The sequence below is a fragment of the Bacillus sp. EU55 genome (assembly GCF_038005925.1).
Classification (GTDB): Bacteria; Bacillota; Bacilli; order Bacillales; family Bacillaceae; genus Bacillus; species Bacillus velezensis.
In genome coordinates this window covers 3,427,137-3,450,775 of sequence record NZ_JBBOUE010000001.1, presented here as the reverse complement: position 1 = coordinate 3,450,775, position 23,639 = coordinate 3,427,137, and the positions used below count along the sequence as shown (strand labels likewise).

General features: G+C 46.9%; 23 protein-coding genes and 2 pseudogenes. 15 read left to right on the top strand and 10 right to left on the bottom strand.

Annotated features, from left to right (window positions below):
- Positions 1-161: 161 nt before the first annotated feature.
- The 7 genes from NYE50_RS17620 to NYE50_RS17590 all read left to right on the top strand — a co-directional run bounded on the left by NYE50_RS17620 (position 162) and on the right by NYE50_RS17590 (position 6,093).
- Complete coding sequence (locus NYE50_RS17620) at positions 162-1,430, top strand: MFS transporter (RefSeq protein ID WP_060964303.1); 1,269 nt, start codon at positions 162-164, stop codon at positions 1,428-1,430.
- A gap of 167 nt (positions 1,431-1,597) precedes the next feature.
- Positions 1,598-1,978, top strand: a complete 381-nt coding sequence (locus NYE50_RS17615) for a hypothetical protein (RefSeq protein ID WP_060964304.1) — start codon at positions 1,598-1,600, stop codon at positions 1,976-1,978.
- Between the two features lie 13 nt (positions 1,979-1,991).
- Entirely contained in the window at positions 1,992-2,669 is a 678-nt protein-coding gene (gene liaH / locus NYE50_RS17610) for a stress responsive protein LiaH (protein WP_047477575.1), read from the top strand.
- 105 nt (positions 2,670-2,774) lie between these two features.
- On the top strand, positions 2,775-3,644 hold the full coding sequence (gene liaG, locus NYE50_RS17605) for a LiaG family protein (RefSeq protein ID WP_060964305.1): 870 nt from the start codon (positions 2,775-2,777) through the stop codon (positions 3,642-3,644).
- 28 nt (positions 3,645-3,672) lie between these two features.
- On the top strand, positions 3,673-4,404 hold the full coding sequence (liaF, locus tag NYE50_RS17600; RefSeq protein ID WP_224988008.1) for a cell wall-active antibiotics response protein LiaF: 732 nt from the start codon (positions 3,673-3,675) through the stop codon (positions 4,402-4,404).
- Entirely contained in the window at positions 4,401-5,483 is a 1,083-nt protein-coding gene (gene liaS / locus NYE50_RS17595; RefSeq protein ID WP_022553751.1) for a two-component system sensor histidine kinase LiaS, read from the top strand. Before liaF ends, liaS begins: the two co-directional genes overlap by 4 nt.
- Entirely contained in the window at positions 5,461-6,093 is a 633-nt protein-coding gene (locus NYE50_RS17590; protein WP_003151798.1) for a response regulator transcription factor, read from the top strand. The genes liaS and NYE50_RS17590 overlap by 23 nt, the downstream gene beginning before the upstream one ends.
- 40 nt (positions 6,094-6,133) lie before the next feature.
- Here NYE50_RS17590 and NYE50_RS17585 read toward each other — a convergent pair whose 3' ends face one another.
- Genes NYE50_RS17585 through NYE50_RS17575 form a run of 3 tightly spaced genes read right to left on the bottom strand, consistent with a single transcriptional unit; the run spans position 6,134 to position 9,760 of the window.
- A complete protein-coding gene (locus tag NYE50_RS17585) occupies positions 6,134-7,246 on the bottom strand; it encodes a Ger(x)C family spore germination protein (protein WP_224988006.1) in 1,113 nt (370 codons plus the stop codon).
- Entirely contained in the window at positions 7,243-8,343 is a 1,101-nt protein-coding gene (locus tag NYE50_RS17580) for a spore germination protein (RefSeq protein ID WP_060964310.1), read from the bottom strand. The genes NYE50_RS17585 and NYE50_RS17580 overlap by 4 nt, the downstream gene beginning before the upstream one ends.
- Positions 8,318-9,760 carry a spore germination protein gene (locus NYE50_RS17575; protein ID WP_159354720.1) on the bottom strand — a complete coding sequence of 481 codons (1,443 nt, stop codon included), beginning with the start codon at positions 9,758-9,760 and terminating at the stop codon, positions 8,318-8,320. Before NYE50_RS17575 ends, NYE50_RS17580 begins: the two co-directional genes overlap by 26 nt.
- 116 nt (positions 9,761-9,876) lie before the next feature.
- On the opposite strand from NYE50_RS17575, the gene NYE50_RS17570 reads away from it, so the two are divergent.
- Both NYE50_RS17570 and fumC read left to right on the top strand, forming a co-directional pair.
- Entirely contained in the window at positions 9,877-10,062 is a 186-nt protein-coding gene (locus tag NYE50_RS17570; protein ID WP_003151806.1) for a YvzF family protein, read from the top strand.
- A 67-nt stretch (positions 10,063-10,129) separates the two neighbouring features.
- Positions 10,130-11,518, top strand: a complete 1,389-nt coding sequence (gene fumC, locus NYE50_RS17565) for a class II fumarate hydratase (RefSeq protein WP_045925990.1) — start codon at positions 10,130-10,132, stop codon at positions 11,516-11,518.
- A gap of 36 nt (positions 11,519-11,554) precedes the next feature.
- Here fumC and NYE50_RS17560 read toward each other — a convergent pair whose 3' ends face one another.
- Positions 11,555-12,430, bottom strand: coding sequence for a TetR/AcrR family transcriptional regulator (locus tag NYE50_RS17560; protein ID WP_159354562.1), 876 nt, complete (start codon positions 12,428-12,430; stop codon positions 11,555-11,557).
- Positions 12,431-12,608: 178 nt separating this feature from the next.
- Between NYE50_RS17560 and spxO the strand changes: the two genes are divergently transcribed.
- Positions 12,609-12,773 carry an anti-adapter protein SpxO gene (spxO, locus tag NYE50_RS17555; RefSeq protein WP_007410067.1) on the top strand — a complete coding sequence of 55 codons (165 nt, stop codon included), beginning with the start codon at positions 12,609-12,611 and terminating at the stop codon, positions 12,771-12,773.
- Positions 12,774-12,800: 27 nt separating this feature from the next.
- On the opposite strand, the gene NYE50_RS17550 is transcribed toward spxO, so the two are convergent.
- Positions 12,801-14,156 (bottom strand): sensor histidine kinase, encoded by a 1,356-nt coding sequence (locus NYE50_RS17550; RefSeq protein WP_049627338.1) that lies wholly within the window; start codon positions 14,154-14,156, stop codon positions 12,801-12,803.
- Positions 14,153-14,830 carry a response regulator transcription factor gene (locus tag NYE50_RS17545; RefSeq protein WP_007410069.1) on the bottom strand — a complete coding sequence of 226 codons (678 nt, stop codon included), beginning with the start codon at positions 14,828-14,830 and terminating at the stop codon, positions 14,153-14,155. Before NYE50_RS17545 ends, NYE50_RS17550 begins: the two co-directional genes overlap by 4 nt.
- 277 nt (positions 14,831-15,107) lie before the next feature.
- Between NYE50_RS17545 and NYE50_RS17540 the strand changes: the two genes are divergently transcribed.
- A complete protein-coding gene (locus tag NYE50_RS17540) occupies positions 15,108-16,469 on the top strand; it encodes a S1C family serine protease (protein WP_100261999.1) in 1,362 nt (453 codons plus the stop codon).
- A 47-nt stretch (positions 16,470-16,516) separates the two neighbouring features.
- On the opposite strand, the gene NYE50_RS17535 is transcribed toward NYE50_RS17540, so the two are convergent.
- Positions 16,517-16,981 carry a Dps family protein gene (locus NYE50_RS17535; protein ID WP_224988004.1) on the bottom strand — a complete coding sequence of 155 codons (465 nt, stop codon included), beginning with the start codon at positions 16,979-16,981 and terminating at the stop codon, positions 16,517-16,519.
- Positions 16,982-17,070: 89 nt separating this feature from the next.
- A complete protein-coding gene (locus NYE50_RS17530; protein ID WP_029973594.1) occupies positions 17,071-17,913 on the bottom strand; it encodes an oxidoreductase in 843 nt (280 codons plus the stop codon).
- Between the two features lie 132 nt (positions 17,914-18,045).
- Here NYE50_RS17530 and NYE50_RS17525 point away from each other — a divergent pair.
- The 4 genes and pseudogenes from NYE50_RS17525 (at position 18,046) to NYE50_RS17510 (ending at position 21,625) form a co-directional block, all read left to right on the top strand.
- Positions 18,046-19,819, top strand: a pseudogene (locus NYE50_RS17525) (M3 family oligoendopeptidase).
- Positions 19,820-19,937: 118 nt separating this feature from the next.
- On the top strand, positions 19,938-20,375 hold the full coding sequence (locus NYE50_RS17520) for a YusW family protein (RefSeq protein ID WP_159354561.1): 438 nt from the start codon (positions 19,938-19,940) through the stop codon (positions 20,373-20,375).
- 155 nt (positions 20,376-20,530) lie between these two features.
- Positions 20,531-21,355, top strand: coding sequence for an ABC transporter ATP-binding protein (locus tag NYE50_RS17515; RefSeq protein WP_014418835.1), 825 nt, complete (start codon positions 20,531-20,533; stop codon positions 21,353-21,355).
- Between the two features lie 2 nt (positions 21,356-21,357).
- Positions 21,358-21,625, top strand: a pseudogene (locus NYE50_RS17510) (YusU family protein).
- A gap of 184 nt (positions 21,626-21,809) precedes the next feature.
- Here NYE50_RS17510 and NYE50_RS17505 read toward each other — a convergent pair.
- On the bottom strand, positions 21,810-22,850 hold the full coding sequence (locus NYE50_RS17505; RefSeq protein ID WP_021494008.1) for a ketopantoate reductase family protein: 1,041 nt from the start codon (positions 22,848-22,850) through the stop codon (positions 21,810-21,812).
- Positions 22,851-22,863: 13 nt separating this feature from the next.
- On the bottom strand, positions 22,864-23,610 hold the full coding sequence (locus tag NYE50_RS17500) for an acetoacetate decarboxylase (RefSeq protein ID WP_159354560.1): 747 nt from the start codon (positions 23,608-23,610) through the stop codon (positions 22,864-22,866).
- Positions 23,611-23,639 lie beyond the last annotated feature (29 nt).

Here is a 23,639-nt window from a genome sequence, read left to right as displayed (position 1 = left end):
TTTGATTCAGCCGGCGAGAGGAAGCCGGCTGTTTTTAACGGCGATATCCATCAATTGAACCCTTATTGCCAGAAGGAAAATGTATCTTATGCATTATTGACTGAAAAATTAAAAAATGAGATATTATAAGAAACATTGTAAAAAAATGGGGGATTTGATAGATGGATACAAATCATAAGAGCGAGAGCATCTGGAATAAAAATTTCACCTTTCTGTTTATCTCAAGGCTTGTTAAATTGTCGGGAGACGGTTTTGCCTTTAATTCCATTCTCTGGTTTTTGATTTTTGACGGTGAAGGGGCGATCGGCACGGCGCTGTTAATTGCGGTTACGTTCCTTCCGGAGGCGATGCTGGCGCCGATTACCGGGCCTTTTATGAAGCAGCATACGCTGAAATTCTGGATGTATTTTTCAGACCTCACGCGCGCGGCGGTCGTGTTAATCATTCCGGTCTGTTATTTTAACGGTTTTTCTCCTTTATGGTTTGTGATGCTTCTTATGATTGTGCATTCAGCCACCGGAGCCGCTTATAATCCTGCATCTATCTCTTTAATCCCCAATATTGTCGGAGAAAACAGCCTGCAGAAAGCGAATGCGGTCATCCAGTCATCAGGCCAGATCGTCAGGCTTGCCGCCGTTACGCTGAGCGGAGTGTTTTTAACATTTATCAGTCCCGCCTATTCTTTGTTTATCGCACTTATATTCTATCTTCTATCAGGTTTTCTCGTACTCTTTATGTCATACCAAGTTCAGCGTGACAAACCGGATACCGCCGCCGTCAGACAGCGCGGGACGTATTTCGGAAGGCTTAAACGGGGTTTTGTGCTCGTCCGAAAACACCAGATTTTATACCCGCTCGCCATCTATTGTATTTTCATGAACTTTGCGGCCGCTCCGTGGGAGGCGCTTTCCGCCGTTTACGTCGCTGAAGATTTACATATGCCGCCGATCATTTACTCGCTTCTGAAAGCGACAGGCACGGGCGGAGCCTTTTTAATGGGTTTTATTTTGGCTAAGGTGAAGGTGAACAAATACGGTCTCCTGTTTGTGTCAGCGGGAATCATAGAAGGGGCGGCATTTTTCATCACCGGCATCAACACGTTTCTGCCGCTCGTCTTCCTTGCGGCGTTTGCGTTCGGTTCCGCCGTCAGCGCCATAAATGTGCCGGAGTATACCATCATTCAAACGTCTGTGGATCATGATGATCAGCCGCAGGTCTATGCCGTCATCCATATGATCTCCAACATATCCATTCCGCTCGGTGCGGTTCTTTGCGGATATGCGGCTAACGCCTTCGGGCCCGGAAAAGTCATTGCCGCCGGCGGTCTCGTTGAAGTCCTGTCAGGTCTCGGGATATTGTTCTTTACGAAGCTTGCCAAAGCGGAACGCACTGATCTCATCAAGGAAAAAGAAGCGAGCATCAGAATATAGCATTCTTGTAAAACGCCCTGCGCCGTCCGGTGCAGCGGCGTTTTTTTGATGTTAGGGTCGGGGGGCTTATACGACTCCGGTCTGATATGAAAATCAATCTCTGACTCGTTTTGCCGGCCGCGGGATTTGTTTATAGTAAAGACAAGGAAATCGAAAGAAGGATCTGCATGAATATAAATATAAAAACGGCAGGCGGCTTTCTGCTGATTGTGTTCGGACTTTCTGTCTTTTTCGGAGGAGGCCACTTCGCGTTTATCATCCCGCTGGCGATCGGAGGCCTGATGCTTTACTGGGGAATCAAACGTTTTTCAAAAGGCCGGGCGGTATCCGGTATCATCGCGGGCGTCATCGGAGCTATGATTCTTGTCGGCTCTCTGCCATTTATCGTTGCTATCGGGCTGGCTGGCGCTATGGTGTATTTCGGCTGGAAGATGATGAAGCAGGGCGGCTCAGACACCGCTTCCCGCCAGTATGAACCGGAAGCGTCATCACCGGGCTATCAATCAGGCTTTGACTCTGAATGGGAAGAATTTTTGAAGAAAAAATAAGGAGGAAGACAAAATGGTCTTAAAAAGAATAAGAGATATGTTCGTCGCATCTGTTAACGAAGGGCTTGATAAACTAGAAAATCCGAAAGTTATGCTGAATCAATATGTGCGTGATATGGAAAGTGACATCGCCAAGGCGAAACAAACGATTGTCAAACAGCACACGATCGTCCATCAGTTTAAGAAAAAACAGGAGGACGCTTCCGAAACGGCGGCAAAGCGGAAAAATCAGGCTCAGCTTGCCTTTGACGCCGGGGAAGAGGAGCTTGCGAAAAAGGCTCTGACTGAAATGAAATACCTTGAGGGAAAAGCGGCCGAACATGAAAAAGCGTACGAGCAGGCGAAAACACAGCTGGCCGAGCTGAAAGAACAGCTGGAAACTCTGGAAACGCGTCTTCGCGACGTAAAGGATAAAAAACAGGCGCTCATCGCCCGCGCCAACGCGGCAAAAGCGAAGGAACATATGAACGCTTCTTTTGACAAGATTGACAGCGAAAGCGCCTACAGAGAGTTTCTCCGAATGGAAAACCGCATTGAAGAAATGGAAGTCCGCGTCAAATACGGCACTTCGGCTGAGGCGAATACAGAACACAGCCGCTCGCAATATTCGGACGAGGTCGAAGCTGAGCTTGAAAAAATGCGCTCGCTTTCTCTGGAAAAAGCAGAGCATCAAAAAGCGGCTCATGAATAATGTGCACAAGGGAAGGTCGGCGCTTTTACGCCTCTTCCCTATACGCACGTATCAATTATCCGGCTTTTCCTTTATAATAAAATGAATGAAAAAGGATGGAACGTAATGAAGCGTAAGATTGCCAAAGGGCTGATGGCGGCGCCCGTTCTGATCTGCTGTCTGTTTTTGGTGAAAGAAGTGTTTGCCGGGCGTTTGTTTCTGCTGTACGAAACAGAATCGGTATCGGCAAGCGTGCCGCCTCATGCCGTCAAAAGCCTGTCCGTTTCGTCGGAACAGACGGATGTGAAAATCATTGCGGAAGAGCGGAATGACATCGCGGCAAACATGACCGGACCGGCGGGGAAAATGTTTGTCCAAAGCAGGGGGAAAACCCTCAATCTCAAAGCGAAGGAGAAAGGATTCCAATTTTTGAATCTCTTTCAGCGTCCTCTGCTGATTGTCCGCATCCCGTATGAGTATCATCAGGACATCACCGTCCAAACATCAGGCGGAAGCATTTCCGTTGACGGAAACAAGGGGCTGTCTCTTGCGCATTTCGGCGTCCGTTCTGTAAGCGGGAACATATCGCTGAAGCATGTGAAGACGGATGTGTTTAAAGCGAAAGGGCTGTCGGGCGATCTCGAAGCAGCCGATCTTGCGGCTAAAACGGCGGAAGTCCGCTCATCCTCAGGACATACCGGGCTTCATCATGTGACGGGAGCCCTTGACGTGAGGGTCGCTTCCGGCAGTGTCGACGCCTCGCTTGAGACAGCGAACGCTCCCGTATCCGTCAGGCTTGCGAGCGGCAGCGCAGCCATCAGCCTGCCGAAAGACGGGAATTTTACAGTAAACGCCGAAACGGCAAGCGGAAGGATTCAGCCGTCCTATTCCTTTGAGAAAACGAGTAAGGAAGGCGGGACCTTCACCGGCATGAAAGGCAGCGGCGCCAGGCCGATAGATATAAAAGTGACGAGCGGCAATATTGCACTGCAATAGACAAGGAAAGGAGGGGCAAGCAGCTGACATGGCAAAAAAACAGATTCTCGGACTTATCATCGCCTTATTAGGCGTCAGCATGTTTTTACGTATTATCGGCATCGGCGACTTCCTGTTTTGGCCGCTCTTTTTTCTGATCACAGGCTATATTTTTAATAAATACTCCCGCGGCTGGCTCGGCTCCGTCCTGTATATCTTTGCCGCTTTTTTATTTTTGAGAAACCTGTTCAGCGCCACCTTCAGCCTGTTCGGCTATGCCTTCGCCGCCTTTCTCATTTACGCGGGCTACAGGCTCCTGAAAGGAAAGCGCGTATTTGAGCATAAAGAAAAGAAAATCAGCCTTGAAAAAGAAGAGCAGCCAAAGCCTTCCGCCCAGACGGAAAGCAGACAGCCGGACCTCCGCAGCTTTTTTATCGGCGAGCTGCGGATGATGAAGGACCCGTTTGAGCTGAATGATTTAAATGTTTCCGGATTCATCGGCGATGTGAAAATTGATTTGTCAAAAGCGATGATTCCCGAAGGAGAAAGCACGATGACCATCAGCGGTGTCATCGGCAATGTCGATGTGTACGTCCCGCCGGATATCGAAGTGTCCGTCAGTTCATCGGCTTTTATCGGCGATATGAACCTGCTCGGCTCTAAGAAAAGCGGCATGAGCCCGAATCTGTATAAAGTATCGTCTGAGTACGGCGACTCGCCGCGGCGGATTAAAATTTCAATTTCGTTATTCATCGGCGATGTGGATGTGAAGTATTTATGAGGAAAAAATTACTCGCCAATATTCAGTGGCGCGCCATGCGGATGACCGCGGGACTCAGTCTGCTCCTTTGCACGGTGTTTATTACGCTGATGCTGCTGTATTACGGGCTTGACCCAATGCTGCTGTTATCTTCCGGCTGGTTCGGTATTCCGTTTGTGGTCATCCTGCTTTTGGCGTCTCTTTCGGCGGGATTGATTTCCGGTTATGTATACGGCGGCCGCCTGAAAACAAGAATGGATACACTGATTGAAGCGGTTTTGAAATTTGAAAACGGCAATTTTGCTTATCGGGTGCCGCCGCTCGGTGATGATGAAATCGGTCTGGCGGCAGACCAGCTCAACGAAATGGCCAAGCGGGTCGAGCTCCAGGTCACATCGCTGCAAAAGCTCTCCAACGAACGTGCGGAATGGCAGGATCAAATGAAAAAATCGGTCATCACTGAAGAACGCCAGCGGCTGGCGCGCGATCTGCACGATGCCGTCAGCCAGCAGCTCTTTGCCATTTCTATGATGACATCCGCCGTTTTAGAGCAGGTGAAAGATGCGGATGACAAAATCGTCAAACGGATTCGCATGGTTGAACATATGGCGGGGGAAGCGCAAAACGAGATGAGAGCGCTGCTATTGCATTTGCGGCCCGTCACTTTAGAAGGAAAAGGCTTAAAAGAAGGGCTGATTGAGCTGTTAAAAGAGTTCAAAGCGAAGCAGCCGCTGGATATTGAGTGGGACATCAGCGATACGGGTGTGTCAAAAGGCGTTGAAGACCATCTGTTCCGCATCGTGCAGGAGGCGCTTTCCAACGTTTTCAGACATTCAAAGGCGACCAAGGTCACCGTCAGGCTCGGCGCGAAACATCAAAAGCTGCAGCTTAAAGTCATTGATAACGGGGCGGGTTTTACGATGGATCAAGTGAAAGCATCCTCATACGGCCTGCATTCCATCAAGGAAAGAGCGAGTGAAATCGGCGGCATAGCGGAAATTATCTCCGTAAAGGGAAAAGGCACGCAGATCGACGTGAAAGTCCCGATTTATCAGAAAACAAAAGGAGAGAACGACAGTGATTCGAGTGTTACTGATTGATGATCATGAAATGGTCAGGATGGGTCTGGCCGCATTTTTAGAAGCACAGCCGGACATTGAAGTCGCCGGTGAAGCATCAGACGGGCAGCAGGGCGTCGATCTGGCCGCAGAGCTTTTGCCGGATGTGATTTTAATGGACCTTGTCATGGACGGCATGGACGGCATTGAAGCGACAAAACAGATCTGCGCGAAACTCAATGACCCGAAAATCATCGTGCTGACGAGCTTTATTGATGACGACAAAGTGTATCCGGTGATCGAAGCGGGAGCGCTCAGCTATTTGCTGAAAACGTCGAAGGCGGCAGAAATAGCCGAAGCCATCAGAGCGGCTGCCAAGGGCGAACCGAAGCTTGAATCCAAGGTGGCTGGAAAAGTGCTGTCAAGGCTGCGCCATTCAGAGAATCAGCTTCCACATGAAACGCTGACAAAAAGAGAACTGGAAATCCTCTGTCTCGTCGCGGAAGGCAAGACGAATAAAGAGATTGGTGAAGAATTGTTCATTACGATTAAAACGGTAAAAACCCACATTACGAATATATTGTCAAAGCTTGATGTCAGTGACCGCACGCAGGCAGCCGTATATGCCCACCGCAATCATCTCGTGACATAAGAAAAGGAGAGCGGCGCCAGCACACTCTCCCGAAGACAGGTCATTGGGACATTCCCTTTGTTCCGAAATCCCTGATGGCGACTTTGACTTTGTATTCAATATCCGATTCACTGAAGTGGTGGTCCCAGTCAGAGGATATCTTTTTCCATTTATCGGGATAATGAATCCGGACTTGATCGCCTAACCCGGTAATATCCACTTTCAACTCATGCTGCATGTAATCAATGAATGCCATGACATCTGAATGAATGCTGCGTTTTACCGCGTTTTTGATTTCATTTATATAGGACTCCTTGAAGGAATCTTCTTTCGGGTTCCAATCCTCAGACAGACGGCCTTCAACAAACCGGGTGACGATAAACTTGAATTTTCCGTGTTTATATTGTGTTTTCACATTATATTTGCTGGAAAATACTTCGAAGGATAAATAATGATTGTCATGCTTTGCAAACGTGACGCCTCCCTTTACCGTGCCTGTGAACAGGTTCATATTCTGGACTTGTAAAGGCGTTAAATTTGCATACCAGAATTTATTTTTTATAATGGTTGCGCCCCAGATTTCCAGCCTGCTGCCCACTTTGCGCACTTGAGGCAGGACAAAGGTCTCGTTCTGGGCGATTTTCTCGGATATATCCCCTAATGTCACAGGTTCCATCATCCGTATGGTGACGGAATTATTTTCCGTTAAGTCATAGATGGTATTTGACGCAGGCTCCCCCTGGTCGGTGACATTGAAAATATCTTTCGTTTTATCCGGCACCGTCATCACATTGCAGCTTCTTCTCGTTCCGCTGTCTCTGACAAACTGGTTCATTAATGCGTCAAACGGGATGTTGCCCTTTAACAGCGCTTCGGAAAACAGCATGATGCGCAAGTGCTGGGAGAAAGAGGGATGATTTTTTAACGATGCCGTCCTTAAGGCTTGGTGAACGGTTTCCCCGGAAGTGGAAGTCACCTTTGTCGGATTGCTTGATGTCGACTGCTGGGAACTTGCTTTTTGCGGGATCAGAATCTGCTGCGTCACTTCCACGTTTTCTTCCTCAGGTTTATCGAGCCCGACTCCGATAACGAGGCTCAAGTCTTCTATATTACGGCTGTCCCAGCATCCCGTCAAAAGCAATGAGCAAAGAAAGATTACGATGTATTTCTTCATTGCGCTTTTTTCACCTTCCTTTTCACAGCGACGACTGCAAACATCAGTAAAGGCAGCAAAAAGAAACCTAAGAAGATATAGCCGAGAATATCACTGAACATCATCAGCTTGTTGGCGTCCTTTGGCATCAATGACCCTAAGAATGTCGCAATCCCTACGAAGATGATGCCTTTTTTCTGCTTCAGCCCGAAAATTTTATGAAGGCCTGATGTCGCGAAATATCCGTACGATACATAGGTGGCGAAAAATTGGATAATCCAGACAGCAAGTAAAAAGGACTCGAACCGTTCGATAAAAAGCCCTTTGATTTCAAATGATTGAAAGAGCGCGATCGTAGGCCAGATCATTGTTTTGACATCCTGGGTGGTTAAGGCGCCGACGACGAGCACGTAGGTAATGATGTATAAAATAATCGGGATGCCAAAGCCCATGGCCGACATGCGGAACATATGCTGTTTATTTTTAAGGTGCTTGGGGAGAAACAGCATAATTTCAATGCCCAAGAAGGAAACAGAAATGACGGTCAAAGAGGCCATAACGGGAGAAAATCCCTGACCGAGCACCGGCTGCAGGTTGTCTATATCAAATATTTTAAAACTGAAGGAAAACAGCACCAGCAAAATAATAATCGTAAACGTCAAATAAAAAGGAAAGAGCCTGCCGATATCATTCATGCCGCCGATAATCAAATAAACGGAACAGGCGATAAAGATAAACAGCGTGACCGGCACGGGCGTTCTTTCCAATAAAAAGAACTTGACCATTTCCGCCATCGCCCGGGCTTCAAAGCTGGCGACTCCTATAAAATAGAGACAGATCGCCAGGTTGACGATATTTCCCGCCCATTTGCCGAGACCTTCATTCATATAATCAAAAAACGATCCATACTGATGTTTTTTCATAATGAGCGTATTGAGATAAATCAATAAAATAAAGATGACGCCTTCCAGACATAATGTGATCCAGCCGTCCGGCGAATTTGCCCTTGCTGACAGCGACCGGGGCATGGTGAGGAGCCCCGCGCCGAGCATCGTGTTGGCAATCAATGCCGTCCCTTGATAGTTTGTAAGTTTATTGTGAGTTGTTTTCTGGCTCATTTACGTTTTTCGCCTCTTTTGGTTGATTTTTAATAGGGAGACGGAGAATGGAGTGTCTTGCGTTTTTTAAGCTGAAAAACCCATTCGGCGAGAAATACGGAGAACCGAAGCTTCGCTGTCTCGATAAATGAGTGTATATCGCCAGCATAAATAAAATCATGCCGTACAGCCCGAATGCTGCCGCAGCAAACATTGAAATGAAACGAAGCACACGGAATGAAAGCCCCATTCCGTACTGCGGCACCGTAAATGAAGCGAGCGCGACAATGCTGACCACGATGACCATGATGGAACTGACAATATTTGCTTCAACGGCCGCCTGGCCGATGACGACTCCGCCCACCAGTCCGATCGTCTGGCCGAGCGGGTTAGGGAGCCTCAAACCCGCCTCTCTCAGCAGTTCTATCGTAATTTCCATCACCATCGCTTCAATGATGGGCTGGAAGGGAACGTTTTCTCTGTTCGCCGAGATAGTGACTGCAAGCGGCGTCGGCAGAAGCCCTTGGTGAAACGAGACGAGGGCGATATAAATGGCTGAAAAAAACAGCGTGATAAAAATAGACGTAAACCGCAGCGCCCGAATGAGCGAGGCGGAAATCCACCGTTCATAATAATCGTCGGGAGACTGCATTAAAATGCCTAAAGTAGCCGGAACCACCAGCGCAAACGGTGAGTTGTCGACAAGGATGGCGACGCGGCCGTTAAACAAGGCGGAGGAGACTTTATCAGGCCGTTCCGTATTTTGTATTTGCGGAAACGGCGAATACTTATTATCCTCAATAAGCTCTTCAAGCGTCCCCGAATCCTGAATGTCGTCCAGCTTCACTTCGCTGAGGCGTTTTAAAACATCGCTGACGACAGACGGGTCAGCCTCATCATCTATGTACATGACAGTGGCGTATTTTAACTTGCTTTCTCCGAGCGGAACCTTTTTCGTTTTCAGCTTCGGATGGTTCGTCCGCTGCCTGATCATGGCGACGTTTGTATCAGAATCCTCTATGAAAGCGACCTTAGGCCCTCTTACAACCTTTTCGGAGGTAGGTTCTGTCACGCTTCTTTTTTCTCTTTTTCCCGTGGAAAGAATGTATACGTTGTCAAGGCCGTTAATAAACACGGCGCATTTCCCCCGCAGAATGGAAGTGACGGCTTCTTTCGCCGCAGTGACGGGACGGGCGTCAATCTGATCAAGACGCTTCGTCACTGCCTCCAGCGTCAGGGTGTCTTCTCCCTGCAGCAGCGTTTCAATCGCTTCTTTTATTTTGTCTTCATCGTTCATTTCACTCAGATACATATAATAAAAAACAAGCCCGTTCGGAAGCATCTTTTTATTTTGAACCAGGTCATCGTTCGGCTCTAGGTGGGGCAGCACCATAGCCAGGTTTATGTGTATGTATTCCTTGAATTCCGATTGCGCCATCAACTGTCACCCGCCTTCCATTCCTTAATTGAGGTTATCTTTTCCTGTTAAAAAAATGATATACTATGATAAAGTAATTAATTGCACAAGTTTTTTTATGAAAGCGGAGGAGAGATGTGGCACAAGTCAGGCTGGCAGGAAATGCTGAAGAAATAGAACAGCTCATTAAATCATTTGAAGCGCATTACGAAGTGGCTTACACGTCGAAGGAATACCGAAAAACAAATCCGAAGTACAAATACTCTAAGGATTCACGCGTCTATCTTGAGCTGAAATTAAAAACGGCCAAGGCTGAAAAATAAAAAGGGTTTCATCGGTTACTGGCGAATAATACTCAGGGTGAAGCAACTGTTATGGAGGGATACATAAATGGACTACAGAATTGAAAAAGACACCATGGGAGAAGTTAAAGTTCCGGCAGATAAATTTTGGGGCGCTCAGACACAGCGCAGCAAAGAGAACTTCAAAATCGGTTCAGAAAAAATGCCTCAGCGTGTTGTGAAGGCGTTTGCAATTTTAAAAAGAAGCACGGCGATCGCTAACGAACGCCTTGGCAATTTAGAGTCTGAAAAAGCACAGGCGATTGCCGCTGTATGTGATGACGTATTAAACGGCAAATACGACGATAACTTTCCGCTCGTTGTCTGGCAGACGGGAAGCGGCACACAAAGCAACATGAATATGAACGAAGTGGTGGCAAACCGCGCGACTGCTTTATTGAAAGAAAAAAATTCTGATCTGAAGATTCATCCGAATGATGATGTCAACCGCAGCCAAAGCTCAAACGATACATTCCCGACGGCGATGCACGTTGCGGCGGTCCTTGCCGTATATGAGCAGCTCGTTCCGGCTCTTGATCAGCTGCGCGCGACACTTGACGAAAAAGCGAAAGCGTATCAAGACATTGTGAAAATCGGACGCACGCATTTGCAGGACGCGACTCCGCTGACACTCGGACAGGAAATCAGCGGCTGGGTATACATGCTTGACCGTTCTAAAGAAATGATTCTTGAGTCAACGGAAAAAATCCGCGCGCTTGCCATCGGCGGCACGGCAGTCGGTACGGGAATCAACGCCCACCCGCAGTTCGGTGAATTCGTCGCGGAAGAAATCACAAAAGTAACGGGGCAGACGTTCAAAAGCTCGCCTAACAAATTCCATGCGCTGACAAGCCATGATGAAATCACTCACGTTCACGGTGCCTTAAAAGCATTGGCTGCCGACCTGATGAAGATTGCCAACGATGTCAGATGGCTGGCAAGCGGCCCGCGCTGCGGAATCGGCGAAATCGTCATTCCTGAAAATGAGCCGGGAAGCTCTATCATGCCGGGCAAAGTCAATCCGACGCAAAGTGAGGCGCTGACAATGATCGCCGCGCAAGTGATGGGAAATGACGCGACAATCGGATTTGCGGCCAGCCAAGGAAACTTCGAGCTGAACGTCTTCAAGCCGGTTATCATTTATAACTTCCTGCAGACAGTGCAGCTTCTCAGTGACGGAATGAATTCCTTCCATGACAAATGCGCTGTCGGTATTGAGCCGAACCAGGAAACCATTCAGGAAAACCTTTCTAACTCATTAATGCTTGTTACGGCGCTTAACCCGCATATCGGTTATGAAAACGCCGCAAAAATCGCCAAGCTTGCCCATAAAGAAGGCCTGACGCTGAAAGAAGCGGCATTACAGCTGAACCTTCTGACGGAAGAACAATTTAATGAAATGGTGCGTCCGGAAGATATGGTGCACCCGAAAGCATAAACAGAAAGAACGGCTGCAGTCATTGCGGCCGTTCTTCTAAATAAACTGCTGTTTCAGTAAAAATCTGAGCTGTTCTGCATCTTCAGCCAGCAGGTCGGATTCCTTCAAATTCAGAATCATTCCTTTGATGATTGCCGGTTTCGGCGACTTTTTCTTCATTTCCGCTTCAAGAATATCCAAGCTCTCGGTGTATTCAGATGCTTGCGGCTTGTCCATCGTGCTGATGTGCGCACGGAGGGTCTGCAAGATTGATTGGCTTAAAGGATCGGGCTTCCCGTTATGAAGAGGCCCAAACAGTGAGCTTGCCTCATCAAGAGAAATAAACGCTTCATCATGTCTGTCCGCCATTCCGTTTACGATGTCATCAATTCTGTGAATCACGGTATTTGCGAGAAGCGCAGGCTGTACAGACCGGCCGGTCAGAATGAGATATTCAAGATACATCTGACTGATTCCTTCTATTAAAAAACAAAGCTCGGCGGTGTATGGTTCGGCTTTTTCTCCGTAAATAGCAAGAAGACTGTCGATATGAAACTGCAGGATCGACCGGAGGATTCTCTTTCCGCACTGCGCCACTTCTTCGGTATAAGGAAGTGAACCGTCTTTCATCTGCACGGTAATAAAATCTTTATGGGCGAGAATCGATTCATAAAACACCGCAAGCTGTTTTTGATAAGCGGCTCTCGGGCTGTCACCCTCCGTTTGGATCGTCGTGATTCGGGTAAACGTTTTATCATAGTAGTAATTCAGCATGGACAGAAGCAGTGCTTCTTTGGAAGGAAAGTGAAGATAAAAAGCGCCTTTTGAGATTTTGCATTCATCGGCGATTTCCTGAACCGATGTTGATTTGTACCCTTTTCGGGCAAACAGTTTAATTGCTGCTTCAATAATCAGCTTTTCTTTTTCCTTCAATGGTTCCACCCTTTCGGAGCCAGGAGGCTGGCTTGTGCTTCACGTGTGTGACTATATGGTCATATTGATATTCTGTAAATTTAACCTGATTGTAACTTGTTTTTTTGTCTTGTTTTATTTATATTATAAAGTGAGCTGACCGAATGGTCAAAGTTCTGGCGAAAGGGTGAATCTGAAAATGAAAGAATTAGATGAAATGATCAGCCGCTTGCGAAACAGAGGAATTAAAGTCGAAAAGGTGAAATATCCGAAAAAGACTATTTGTGAAAAGAAATGGGTTCATCAATGCCAAAAACCGCTGAAAACAAACTACAGAGATTTTAACGGCTACTCCTTCACATAAAAAAAGACTGCAATGAAACACTACAGTCTACTTTGGTATGATAATCCGATAGATTACACCCGATTGGTCATTTTCAATTGAAATTGATGCTTTATGCAGGGTTAAAATCCGTTTTACGATGCTGAGTCCTATGCCGAACTCGCCTTTCTTCCCTTTATTAAAAGGCTCGTACAAGCTGGATAGCATCTCATCCTCAATCGGAGGCCCGTCATTTTTAACCGTCATGACAATCTGCTGCTGATTTTGGCTGATCCGAATGTGAATCGCGGTTTCTGCATAGCGGATTTGATTTTCAAGAATGTTTTCGAGGAGCTTGCCCCATTGTTCCGGATCACCGGGCATCATCAATACATCTTCTGTTTCAACGGTCCACGATAATTCCTTCCGGGCCCATTTGAGCCGCTCAATGACTTCTTCCGTGACTTTCACAAGGTCAAATGTCTCATGGTGCACCCGCTGCTTCATTAAATAATCAAGCTTCGTTAAATATAATAAATCCTTAATTTTCTTCTCAAGCTTTTCTGCTTCGCCTTCAATGACATCAATTGTGTTTTTCAGGTCCCCCTTAGGAAAAATCCCGTCCTTTATTGATTGAGTATAGCCCCTTATCACCATGACAGGCGTTTTTAAATCATGAGAGATATTTTGCAGGAGCGTTCTTTCCGTTTCATCCTTTTGTACCAGCTTGCTCCGCATGTCTTCAATGGTGTGGCCTAATTTTCCGATTTCATCTTTTCTGTCGACGATGACCGGATCATCCCAGTCCTGTTCAGAGATCCGTTTGACATGCTTCTCTAAGGAGACGAGCGGACGCGAGAGATATTTGGCAAGCCAAATCGCCGGAATCCAGCTTAACAAAATGACGCCGGCAAGGATAAAGAGCAGCTGCTTGAACAGGGTGTATGACAGATCATCACGGTAAGAATCAAGCGCATATGACAGCATCATCGCATCCTGACCGTTAATGGTGAGGCCTTTTTTAATGACGAAAAACACTTTTTCTCCGCCGATGTCCGCGCTGTATCGTTTCGTGACGCTGTGCTGGCGGCCCGCGAGCTTGTACACCTTATGGATAAAGGAAGAAGAAAAGTAGTTTAAATCTTTGTCGCTCGCCGATTCTTCGCGCTCCGGCAAAAGAACGTGCTGAACGGATCGGAAAGTCGTCGGAGCGGTCGCGTCCTCACTGTAATATCCCCGCTCGATCGACCCGGGCAGCCGGTACTCCGTCAGCACATGCTGTTCATTTTCAATGGTCGTGTACGTTTCATCCGTGAAAAAATCCCGCAGCGTATTTGAGAACAGCACGAGCAGCAGAATCGAGATGGCTAAAAGGATGCCCGAGATGACCACCCATATTTGAAAAGCAAGCGGCTTATTTTTCATGACGTCATCATCCTGTAGCCGAATCCGTAAATGGTTTCAACCTTTAAGCCGGGCATTTTTTTCCGCAGCCTCCGCACAAGATCATCGACCACCCGGTCAGTGCCGAAATAGTCATGGCCCCATATTTTCAGCAGGATATCTTCCCTGGAAAAGGGGTGTCCTTTATGGTGAAGAAATAAAAGCAGCAGATCAAATTCCTTAGACGTCAAATTGACCAGGCTGCCGGTTTCATCATAAACCTCTCGGGCATCTTCGATCACATTGTAGGAAGAAACGGTGATGCCGGTTTTCTTTGCGGCGGGCTGTTCTTTATACACGAGCTCCAGCAGCTTCTGAACCCGTATAATGAGCTCTCTCGGCAAAAAAGGCTTGGCGATATAATCATTGCTTCCAAGCTCTAACCCGAGGACTCTGTCAATATCGGCATCCCGCGCGGAAATGAAAATGACGGGCACATCGGGATCTTTTTCTTTTATTTCTTTTATCAATGTATAGCCGTCCGTATCCGGAAGCATGATGTCGAGAATCCACAAGTGGGGAGACGGCTGCATCTGCTTTCTGGCATCTTCGCCTTTTGTGAAAGATGTAATGTTCCAGCCTTCATTCTCTAAATATTTTGTGAGCAGTTCATTCAGGTTATCCTCATCTTCAACTAGATAAATGGTGTATGACAAGGCATTTCACATCCTTTCAACGTCATTATACTAGTTTTAACACACTCAAGCCGCATTTTCATAATTTCACATATTCTTTTCATTTTTATCCCACAATGTTTGTTTATGATGTGTATAAGGGAAGAAAGGAAGAAAAAAAGCGGGGAAGATAACATGTTCAAACACATTTTGTTTTGGAGCTTTGCTTTTCTCCTTATTATTGGGACAATAGAACTTGTACATGCGATGAATATGTAATCGATAGAATGAAAACATGCTAAAAGGAGTGTGCGTGAATATGAATGATCATCGAGATGACGGCAGAAGCCGCGATCAGTCAGATCTTTCACATACGGAACAAAACAGAAATGAACAGCAGCGGATCAGCCATCAGGAGCCGGAGCTGCTCGAAGGGCCCGTCTCGAAAGAAGCGGAAAAAGAGACGGCCGCCGGCGCGGAATTTGAAAAAACGGCTGCCGTGAAAAAAGAAAAAAAACGGAGAGCCGCTTGGCTGAGCCCGATTTTAGGCGGTATTATCGGCGGAGGCCTCGTGCTTGGCATTGTGCCGAACCTGCCGAGTGAGCAGCATAAGACAGAAGCCGTTTCTGATACGAAACAAGTTCAGTCTTCGAATTTTACGTCAACGCCTTTGAAAAATACCTCAAGCGTAGCGGATATGGTAGAAGATTTGGAGCCTGCGATTGTGGGAGTGTCCAACTACCAAGCTTCGCAAAGCAGCCAGTTCGGACTTGACGGCGGTTCAAGCTCTGAAACGGAAAGCGGCACGGGGTCAGGCGTCATCTTCAAAAAAGACGGCGAAAAAGCGTACATCATCACAAACAATCATGTCATAGAAGGGGCGAACAAACTGTCGGTCACTCTTTACAATGGGAAAACCGAAACGGCAAAGCTTGTCGGAAAGGATGCCATCAGTGACTTGGCTGTATTGGAAATCAGCTCGTCCAATGTTAAAAAAGCGGCCAGCTTCGGGGATTCCTCCAAGCTCCGCATTGCCGATAAAGTGATTGCCATCGGCAACCCGCTCGGCCAGCAGTTTTCCGGCACCGTCACACAAGGTGTCATCAGCGGGCTGAACAGAACGGTAGACGCCGATACATCCCAAGGCACGGTGGAAATGAACGTGATTCAGACGGATGCGGCGATTAACCCCGGAAACAGCGGCGGCCCGTTAATCAACTCAAGCGGCCAGGTTATCGGGATCAACAGCATGAAAGTCAGTGAAAGCGGCGTGGAGTCACTCGGCTTTGCCATTCCGAGCAATGATGTAGAACCGATAGTCGACCAGCTGCTTGCAAAAGGAAAAGTCGAGCGCCCATTTTTAGGTGTGCAGATGATTGATATGTCGCAAGTGCCGGAAACCTATCAGGAAAACACGCTCGGACTGTTCGGCGACCAGCTGTCTAAGGGTGTTTACGTAAAAGAAGTGCAATCCGGCTCACCGGCTGCGAAAGCGGGCATCAAATCAAATGACGTCATTGTACAATTGAACGGCAAAGATGTCGGCAGCAGCGCCGATATCAGACAAATCTTATATAACCAGCTGAAAATCGGCGATAAGACGACTGTTCAAGTTCTCAGAAGCGGAAGCAAAAAGACGCTGAACGTCACATTAACGAAACAAACCGAAAGCGCAAGCTGAACGCATAAAAAAAAGCTGAACCTTCAACTGAGGTTCAGCTTTTTTCGTCATTCTCCCAAGTAGGCTGACAGCATCCACACATGCTTGTCCGCTTCGTCAACTAATCCGACAAACAGGTCGGCAGTTGACGAGTCATTTTGTTCCTCGGCGATGCCGATGACAAATTTTGATTCGCGGCTGATTTGTTTATAGTCTTGAACCAGTGATTCCACCATTTCAGAAGCCGTTTTTTCCTGGCCTTCATCCGTAATGGAAGCTTGTTCAAGGTAAGTGTGTAAAGTCGCCGCAGGCTGTCCGCCGATGGCCAGAAGACGCTCTGCGATAGCATCCGCCGTTTCCGCCGCTTCGTTATACAGTTCTTCAAATTTTTCATGAAGCGTAAAGAAGTGAGGGCCTTTTACATACCAATGGAAGCGGTGCAGTTTAGAGTAAAGGATAAACCAGTTTGATAATTGTGTGTTCATTGATTTCTCAACAAGAGTTTCAGTTTTTTTCGCGTTTTGTGTATTCATATTCATCGTCCTCCCTGTGATCTGTTAATTTAATTATACTACATATCAAATAAAAATCAATACTAAATTATAATAATTATAATTTAGGTTTAAGTGAACAGCTTTTTCTTCACAACAGATTCCCAGGCGGACCACGAGAAGAGTGAGCGGAAAGCCAATGCCAGCTTAACGCCCCTGCCGATCGGATACCGCAGTTTCTTCAGCCGTTTCCTTTGTGCCAATTGATAAATCAGCTCCGCTACGTCATCAGGATCGCCGCTTTTGGATGCGTTGGCTTTGAAGTAAGCTTCGATTTGCTGATAATAGCGGTAATAGGGCGAATCTTTGGCGGGTGCCGTAAGATGATTGGAGAGAGACGTCTCCCAAATAGACGTTTTATAGGAGCCCGGTTCTATTAAAGCGGCATCAATTCCTAAAGGCAGCAGTTCGAGGCGCAGACACTCTGTAAATCCTTCAACCGCGAATTTGGAAGAGACATACGGAGATAGAGCCGGGAAACCGGTCAGTCCGCTGATACTGCTGATATTGAAGATTTTCGCCCCGCCATGTTTTCGCATATAAGGCAGCACGGTTTTTGTGACGTGAATCAGACCGAATACATTCGTTTCATACTGCTGTCTGTAATGTTCCATCAGCACATCGTCAATAAACCCCCCGTACGCAGAGCCGGCGTTATTGACGAGCAGGTCAATCGGTCCGAAACCGCTGATGGTGTTCCCGAAGTCAGACACCGACTGCTCATTTGTCACATCTAAAGAAACGACCGTAACATGTTCGGATGCACCCGCTTGAGCGGCGGCCTCTTTCAGTATTTCAGCTTTCTCCGGCTGTCTGGCTGTTGCGATGACGTGATAGGACCGGGCGAGCTTCAGCGCTGTCAGCAGCCCGAATCCGCTCGTCGCGCCGGTTACAATGGCAATTTTTCTGTTCATCTTATAATCCTCCCCGTTTGTTCTTATCTCATAGTGTATAACATCTCGCGGAAAGAAGGAGAAATCGTTCGGAAATATGTCAGAATTGTTTTATAATGGAGTCAGCTTCGGATAGAAAGGGGTAAAGAAAAGATGGCATTAAAGGGATTGAAGGAAACATGGGATTTAAACTCCATTTTTGAGGGCGGGAGCCGGTCGGAAGAGTTTCAGCAATACATACAAGAGCTCAAAAAGCATCTAAGCGCTTTTCAACATGCGGTTGAAGCGTTTACAGTTCCGGCGCATGCGGATGAAAGCCGGGACCTGATCAATCTGATCGATAGGTTTGAACGTTCAGCGATCATGATCAGGCAGGCGGGAGCGTTCGTCGGCTGTCTTCAGGCTCAGAACACTCATGATCAGAAAGCGAATGAATGGAGGGCGAGGATCAATCAGCTGAGCAGTGATTTTAAATCCGCTCTGGTCACCCTTGACGATACACTTGCCCGGATTGACGAGCGGGTTTGGGAGGAGCTGCTGCAAAAACCGGAACTTCAGGATCTCACATATGTTTTAAATGAGAGAAGAGACCGTGTCAAAGAGAAGCTCAGCGCTTCGGAAGAAAGGCTGATTGAAGGCCTGGCCGTTGACGGCTATCACGCATGGGGCGACCTGTATAATGCGGCTGTCGGCAGAATGAAGATTCCGTTTGAGGATAAAGAGCTGTCGGTCGGCCAAGCGGAAAATATGATGGCGCACCCGGACCGCCGCATCAGACGCCAAGTGTTCAAAGAGCTTAATGAAGTCTGGAAAGGAGAAGAGGAGCTTTTCGGCAGCACGCTGAACCATCTGGCCGGCTTCCGCACGGAAATCTATAAAGCGCGGGGCTGGAAAAGCGCTTTGGAAGAGCCGCTTGCGATCAACCGGATGAAAAAAGAAACGCTGGATGTCATGTGGCAGGTCATTACCGATCATAAAAAACCTTTTGCCGAATACCTGAATCGAAAGGCATCTCTTTTAGGGCTTGAGCGGCTGAACTGGTATGATGTGGACGCGCCGATCGGCGAGGCTCCGAAAGAATACACATTTGATGAAGCGGCCAATCTGATCGTCAGCCAATTTTCGACGTTTGGCAAAAAGCTGTCCGCATTTACGGAAAAAGCGTTCCGCGATCGGTGGATAGAAGCGGAAGACCGCAGCGGCAAACGGGTCGGCGGTTTCTGCACCAGCTTTCCCGACAGCGGGGAATCCCGGATTTTTATGACGTTTTCCGGAAGCGCTTCGAATGTATCGACGCTGGCGCATGAGCTCGGTCACGCGTTCCATCAGGAGGCCATGCTTCAAGTGCGGCAGCTGAACAGAGCCTACGCTATGAATGTCGCTGAAACAGCCTCGACCTTTGCGGAAATGATCGTCGCCGACGCCGCTTTGAAACAAGCGGAGACAAAGGATGAAAAGCTGTTCTTGCTTGAGGCAAAGAAGCGTAGCCATGTTTATGAATATTCATGCGAGATTTTTATTTGAAACGCGTTTTTATGAAGAGCGCAAGCAGGGCGTCGTTCCGGCTGAGAAACTGAATGAACTGATGGAAGCGGCGCAGAAAGAAGCATTTTGCGATTCATTAGGGGAATACTACCCTCATTTCTGGGCGTCGAAACTGCATTTTCATATTACGGGAGTGCCGTTTTACAACTTTCCGTATACGTTCGGTTACTTATTTTCGCTTGGAATATATGCAAGAGCTCTTCGGGAAAAAGCGGATTTTGAAGAAAAATATATCGCGCTTTTGTGTGACACGGCTTCGATGACCGTTGAGGATTTGGCGATGAAGCACCTTGGAGCGGATCTGACGGAACGGTCGTTTTGGGAAGACGCGGTCCGCCTTGCCGTACAGGATGTACAGGAATTTTTAGAGCTGACTGAATGATAATCTGGAGATGAACCGGCCGGAGTGTTACCGCTCCGGTTCTTTTTTGTTCCATGAATGACAGCCGCCTCCCTTGGAAATACCTAAAAACGATCGGAATGGAATGGGAGTGAATCGCATGAAATGGTTCAGGACGGCGGGTGTTTTATGTCTTACGCTGATGCTGATTGCCGGCTGCCGATTGAATGAAGAAAAACGGGAAGCGGAACAAGACAGCACGCCCGTGTCATCCGCGAAGCCGGTTCCTTACAGCAGCTTTGCCCTGCGCGTCAGCTACGGAGCCGGAGAGCATAACCGCTATGAAGGTTTGTATGAAAGAAAAAGCGGTCATGAAAAGGCGGACATCCGGGACAAGCTCTCAGGGGTTCACAGAGAGGGCGAGGAAGCGCTTGATGAAATGAAGATGATCCTCGGAGAACTTGCCGTAAACAGCCGGATGCAGGAAAGCGAGGTCGTCCGGCAGGTGCTCTCGGCTTTTAATTTGGACAGCCGCTATGACCATTTTTATCTGAAACTGAAAAAGAACGACGAAGAAATGACGGAAATAAAAAAATAACCGCCGTCCGCTGCTTTTTTGCCCAAAACTAATTGATAATGATATTCAGCTTCATTAATTTCTGTTACAATATAATCATGATCTCACGTTGAATGTTTAGGCAATTTGTTTATATACATAGTGTTGGGAAACTCAAAAAAGGAGCGGTTAGCGGTATGAGTGCAATTTCTACAGAGACGCTGAGCTTAGGGTACGGAGAAACTGTTATCATTGACGAATTGGATGTCGCGATTCCAAAAGGCGAAATAACTGTATTGATCGGAAGCAACGGTTGCGGAAAATCGACACTTTTACGTTCATTGGCCCGGCTGATGAAACCGAGGGGCGGTTCTGTGCTTTTAGAAGGAAAAGCCATCGCTAAGCTTCCGACGAAGGAAGTGGCAAGAGAGCTCGCTATTTTGCCGCAGAGTCCGTCAGCTCCCGAAGGCCTGACGGTGCATCAGCTTGTGAAGCAGGGAAGATACCCTTATCAAAGCTGGCTGAAGCAATGGTCCAAAGAGGACGAAGACGCAGTGGCAAACGCGCTTAAAGCGACGAAGCTTGAGGAAATGGCCGACCGTCCGGTGGATTCCTTGTCAGGCGGACAGCGCCAGCGCGCATGGATTGCGATGACACTCGCTCAGGATACGGATATCATTCTGCTTGACGAGCCGACAACCTATCTCGACATGACGCATCAAATTGAAATTCTTGATTTGCTGTTTGAATTAAATGAAAAAGAAAAACGCACAATCGTCATGGTGCTGCACGACCTCAATCTGGCATGCCGTTATGCCCATTATCTGGTCGCCATTAAGGATAAACAGATTTACGCAGAGGGCCGTCCCGAAGAAGTCATCACTTGCGAACTTGTACAGCAGGTCTTTGCGATGAACTGCCAGGTAACGCAAGACCCGCTGTTCGGCACGCCGCTTTGCATTCCGCACGGACGCGGCAGATGTATCGTGCAGGAAGCGGCCCTCACCGCCCGATTGTCATAATCATGAAAAAGGGAAGGGAACGGTATGGAAGAGAAACTTCAGCAGCAGCTGGACGGCCTGCTTGAAAAATACACGGAACTATTGCTTGGTGAAACAAACCCGGATGTAAAGGAAGAAGTCAGGCAGTGGATTTTGTATACACATATCGCAAAAAGCATGCCTCCGCTCGTCAAACATTAGAATCAATCCTACCCGGACGCCAAAGAGGGCATCAAAGCTGCGATACAGCACATTAAACAGCTCAATGAAGCACACAGAAAAAAACAATAAAAAAGCTTTCGGCATCAAAGAGAGGTGCCGGAAGCTTTTTTTCTGAAAAGGAAAGGCGCCGTTCAATTCATAGCGAAGAACTTTAATGTAACTAACGCACCCGTTTGTTAACGTATATTTCTTCCGCTTGCTGAACCAAGAAAAAAGGACCGCCGCAGCAATCCCTTTCTCTCTTTCCTATATATCACATTTCCTTTCGGATACGTAATAACTCTTCAAATGCTTTTATATTTGTATCAAAATTGGGCACTGTTTGAGATTCCTCGGCACATTTGACTTGTGCTACAACCAAATCATGAAAAGGTGTTGAAATGCCAGTACCTTCTGCCATTTTGGGAATAACTCCATTAATATAATCAATTTCAGTTTTGCGTTTTTTCTCAAGATCCTGAAGCATACTTGCTCTTAGCAGCCTAGATGGTTCCATGGCTGCCCTAAATGTTTGGATACGTTCAGGAATATCATTTTCGCTTCTTAATTCCAAAGATTCTATATCAAGGCCGCCCATTTTCGCAAATTTGACACCATTGGCGTGTCCAACCTTAATCGTCTCATCTGCGATATGAACTGCACTAACAATGCCGATTTCATGGTCAAGAATGTCTCCGTATTCTCCGTTTAATGCTGCTGATAAACCACTGAATGCATTATTGATAAGTAATTTTGACCACTTCGTTCCAACTAAATTATCGGAAATATGTGTTCCGCCGATAAGGTCTAAAACCGATTTAATACGCTGGATTCTTTCTGTTGTTTCACCATGTAATTCTCCAATTTGAAAAGCGTACTCTTTAAATTGAGTATACTCAGTTGTAAGTCTGGATACGCCCGGTTCAATAAACGTAGCACCAAATTCAACAGAACCTGCAATAACACGTTCATCACCAACGATCGAAGCGACTTTCTGTTCAGGTATACCGTTTTGCAAGGAACATACTACACTGTCATCCTTTAAAAAAGGCAGCAACTCTTTAAGAATGGAGTCATTATATAATTGTTTCGTCAGAAGTAATATGAAATCATACTTGCCTGACTTGTTTTCAGGGGTGATGGCTTTCACCTTTGCTTGAAATTCCGTTGTACCAACTACTTTAGCACCTATTTGATTTAGAGTATCTACATGTTCTTTGTACGAATCAATCAATTCGACATCCATTCCGCCAGCAGACAGATATGCTCCAACAATGGTTCCTAAAGAACCTGCTCCTAAAACTGCAATTCTCATTGTAAACGTCTCCTTATTTTTCCTCTAAGTAGTTATAAACCGGCTGTGCTGCATTTAAGGTTAAATCTGTAAGGATATGAGATGCTGAAACGACTTCTAATACAGGCAAATCTGCAAGCGGTGCCAGAGCATGTTCAAATAATTGAAGCCGCGCCGGTCCAGCCCAGGCACCTTTAACTTCTATATTCGTTATTTGCGTCCGCACCAAATCGCAAACCCTTAAATCACCATTGTAATCAGTAGCAATCTTAACCATAAAATTAGGTCGGCAAATTTCCCTTTTCGCTTTTTCCTTGTCCATTTCGAAATGTTTATATCCCATAGTCGCAGCTGCCACACGAAGACTGCCATAATCTAATGTGCCAACGAGAGTATCAGAGTCTATATACAGCTTAGGGGCACCCAATTTCTTTGGATATGCAGTAAGTTCCCGTCCGCTTGCAATAGCCGGGAAATTGTCTACATACATAGAATGTACATAATCTCCTTCTTCACCATTAAAGCTGACAGGGATGACTTGTCCCGCCTCTGTATAGGCACCAAGTCCGGAAACATCGGGCATCCGCATCACTTCGAATTTCACTAAAGGTTCAGTAATTTCAAGAGGTTCCGGCACTGCCGCACGTAAAGCTTTTTCATCCGTTCGGTAAATAATATTTAAATATTCACGGTTAACAAATTTATAATTTGGGATAGGATAAGCAGGAGCCGTTAGCGGTGTGTTTAAATTTTTCACAATGTTATTCACATCAATTTTCATAGTAGGAAACCCCTTTCCTTTTATTTAAC

Bases quoted from the DNA above. Each gene is read 5' to 3' on its own strand.
- NYE50_RS17515 (WP_014418835.1), top strand. From the start codon at position 20,531: ATGAGTGCAATTTCTACAGAGACGCTGAGCTTAGGGTACGGAGAAACT.
- NYE50_RS17580 (WP_060964310.1), bottom strand. From the start codon at position 8,343: ATGAGCCAGAAAACAACTCACAATAAACTTACAAACTATCAAGGGACG.
- NYE50_RS17575 (WP_159354720.1), bottom strand. From the start codon at position 9,760: ATGGCGCAATCGGAATTCAAGGAATACATACACATAAACCTGGCTATG.
- NYE50_RS17520 (WP_159354561.1), top strand. From the start codon at position 19,938: ATGAAATGGTTCAGGACGGCGGGTGTTTTATGTCTTACGCTGATGCTG.
- NYE50_RS17620 (WP_060964303.1), top strand. From the start codon at position 162: ATGGATACAAATCATAAGAGCGAGAGCATCTGGAATAAAAATTTCACC.
- NYE50_RS17505 (WP_021494008.1), bottom strand. From the start codon at position 22,850: ATGAGAATTGCAGTTTTAGGAGCAGGTTCTTTAGGAACCATTGTTGGA.
- fumC (WP_045925990.1), top strand. From the start codon at position 10,130: ATGGACTACAGAATTGAAAAAGACACCATGGGAGAAGTTAAAGTTCCG.
- NYE50_RS17530 (WP_029973594.1), bottom strand. From the start codon at position 17,913: ATGAACAGAAAAATTGCCATTGTAACCGGCGCGACGAGCGGATTCGGG.
- NYE50_RS17500 (WP_159354560.1), bottom strand. From the start codon at position 23,610: ATGAAAATTGATGTGAATAACATTGTGAAAAATTTAAACACACCGCTA.
- liaH (WP_047477575.1), top strand. From the start codon at position 1,992: ATGGTCTTAAAAAGAATAAGAGATATGTTCGTCGCATCTGTTAACGAA.
- NYE50_RS17535 (WP_224988004.1), bottom strand. From the start codon at position 16,981: ATGAATACACAAAACGCGAAAAAAACTGAAACTCTTGTTGAGAAATCA.
- NYE50_RS17615 (WP_060964304.1), top strand. From the start codon at position 1,598: ATGAATATAAATATAAAAACGGCAGGCGGCTTTCTGCTGATTGTGTTC.
- liaG (WP_060964305.1), top strand. From the start codon at position 2,775: ATGAAGCGTAAGATTGCCAAAGGGCTGATGGCGGCGCCCGTTCTGATC.
- NYE50_RS17540 (WP_100261999.1), top strand. From the start codon at position 15,108: ATGAATGATCATCGAGATGACGGCAGAAGCCGCGATCAGTCAGATCTT.
- NYE50_RS17585 (WP_224988006.1), bottom strand. From the start codon at position 7,246: ATGAAGAAATACATCGTAATCTTTCTTTGCTCATTGCTTTTGACGGGA.
- spxO (WP_007410067.1), top strand. From the start codon at position 12,609: ATGAAAGAATTAGATGAAATGATCAGCCGCTTGCGAAACAGAGGAATT.
- NYE50_RS17550 (WP_049627338.1), bottom strand. From the start codon at position 14,156: ATGAAAAATAAGCCGCTTGCTTTTCAAATATGGGTGGTCATCTCGGGC.
- liaF (WP_224988008.1), top strand. From the start codon at position 3,673: ATGGCAAAAAAACAGATTCTCGGACTTATCATCGCCTTATTAGGCGTC.
- liaS (WP_022553751.1), top strand. From the start codon at position 4,401: ATGAGGAAAAAATTACTCGCCAATATTCAGTGGCGCGCCATGCGGATG.